A 548-nucleotide genomic window follows, 5' to 3' on the forward strand; every position below is an offset into this window, starting at 1 on the left:
AACGATTTCAATTAAATCTGCCGGCGCGACACCATTACCCTCCCGCGACAAAACAGTCACCGTCACACAAGCTGGGGATGGACTAACCACTGAGGCATCAGCAACGCGACCATCTGCACTGCGAGCGTGGTAGGCATAACTACCAACAGGACCCGCAACACTCAATCCCTCAAACGCTTCTGGGATACGCATTCTCAAATCAGAATCAGACTCATAAACTGGCGGGATGGGTGGAATGGCGGTTTCATCCCCTTTAAATAGGACCAACCTTTTCACGTCGTTATTAGCCGCAAGCTGATCAAGGTCGGCTCCCGTAGCAAAAGCCACCATACTTGCGCGAGCTGCTTCATTCACACGCTGGCGTAAAATCAACTCTCGGTAGCTGTTCTCTTGCAGTAGTTTTGTGAGTGGTTCCGACTCAAATTCTAACGTTCTAGCGACTATTTCACGTTGTTCCGGTGGCATGGCTGCAATTAATGCCGCTTTTCGCTCAGCAAATATCACTTCAACATCGAGCTCTTCAATAACATCCGGTGCCGGTAATAAAC

The 548-nt window shown here is 49.5% G+C and carries 1 protein-coding gene; it reads right to left on the bottom strand.

All coding sequences use genetic code 11. From position 1 onward, the window contains the following. A partial coding sequence (locus PROVRUST_RS18620) for a baseplate J/gp47 family protein (protein WP_006816470.1) occupies positions 1-548 on the bottom strand: 548 nt, incomplete at both ends.

The sequence above is a fragment of the Providencia rustigianii DSM 4541 genome (assembly GCF_000156395.1).
Taxonomy (GTDB): domain Bacteria; phylum Pseudomonadota; class Gammaproteobacteria; order Enterobacterales; family Enterobacteriaceae; genus Providencia; species Providencia rustigianii.